Below are 1,435 nucleotides of genomic sequence, written 5' to 3'. Positions count from 1 at the left end.
CTAGCACTACTTTGGCAGAATAGAGTTAGGATGTCTTTTGAGTGTCCATCCGCAATGAGGGCATTGTGTCGGGGGTGAACGAGACATGCGGTCAAGGATGGCCTGGCGCACTGCTGGCAGACTGGGTTGCGGTGGCGGCCCGAAGGCTCTTTTTTTTTCGTCCCGCCTGAGCGAGCCTGCGGGACTGCAAAAAAGCGTAGGCCATCATCGACATCAAGGCATGGCGGTGAAGTCCGCTCCAGGATCGTCCCTCAAAGTGATCCAGGCCCAGCTCTTCCTTGAGTTGCTGATGGGCCTGTTCGCATATCCAGCGCGCTTTGATCGCGCCAGCCAGAACCTTGATTGGCGTGTCGGCTGGTAAGTTCGAGAGATAGTATTTGCGTTCGCCATTCGAGCGATGCTCCCCCACAAGCCAGGCTTCTTCGCCCGGCATATGCTGGGCCCCGGCAGAGCCGATCCTCTGGGGCTCGCCATCCGCGATGCGTACGCGTATGGCTGCGAACCGAGCCGTCAGGCGTCCCTTCGTTCCCTTACGCCAACTGACCTGCCACCACTTCGCCCCTTCGAGCATGGTGTGTGCCGCCACGGATGTGACATCCGGAACGTGTCGCACTCGTGGACGGCCGCGACCGGCAACCGGGAAGATCAGTTGAACATCGTCGGGATAGACCTTCTGGTGTCGTGGAATACCGACAGCCCAGCAAAGACCCCGCGCGGTCAGTGCCTGCCGAAACGGGGCTGACAACCCATAACCGGCATCGGCCAGAACACAGCCGAAACGTACGCCTGCTGCGATGACGCGATCAATTTCCTCAAGCGCGATTTCAGGCTTCGTGCGGTAGCCCTGTAAGGCGCGAGGTACGCCTGCCTTATCCATGCGCGCGACGTCGCCTGTCCAGCTTTCCGGCAGGAACAACCGCAGGCTCAGCATCAGGGGAACTTCACCCGAAGCCAGTGTCACAGAGACCATTGTCTGGCAGTTCGCATTCTTGCCCAGTGCGGTTGCGTATTGGGGCGCAACGCCAACAGAGGCTTTGCCCTTCTTCGGCAATGCGGTGTCATCGATGATCAGCCAGGATCCGTCGCCACCAACCAGGTCATCCGCCTGTTTCCACAAGGTCGCTTCCAGCGGGGCCTGATCCCACAGCCCGGCCCCGATGAAATGATGCAGCCGATCATAGGGGACCGCATCCGAACGCGCGGCCATGGGCTGGATGCTTTTGCGATCTCCTGGCCCAATCAGACCTGCGATATAGGCCGGGCACATTTTACGCCGCGTCTTGTTACCCAGACCTTCCAGATACGGGACGAGCCATTGCTCAAGATCCGCTTGCCAGTCTTCTTCCAATACCAGCCTCCGTCAAAGCTGGCTCCCCATGAATYACGCAATCAGCAACATGGGAATCCTAAAAATCTTACTTCTGCCAAAGTAGTG

Annotated in this window: 1 pseudogene; it reads right to left on the bottom strand. The window is 58.9% G+C overall.

Going from position 1 to position 1,435, the window contains the following annotated elements:
* Positions 1-25 precede the first annotated feature (25 nt).
* Positions 26-1,354 (bottom strand): annotated as a pseudogene (locus tag KP705_RS15405) (IS701 family transposase).
* Positions 1,355-1,435 lie beyond the last annotated feature (81 nt).

Origin of the sequence: Gluconobacter sp. P1D12_c (assembly GCF_018812105.1) — a bacterium.
In the GTDB taxonomy this organism is placed as follows: domain Bacteria; phylum Pseudomonadota; class Alphaproteobacteria; order Acetobacterales; family Acetobacteraceae; genus Gluconobacter; species Gluconobacter oxydans_A.
The sequence above is the reverse complement of the archived record's forward strand: the minus strand, read 5'-3'. Positions and strand labels throughout refer to the sequence as shown.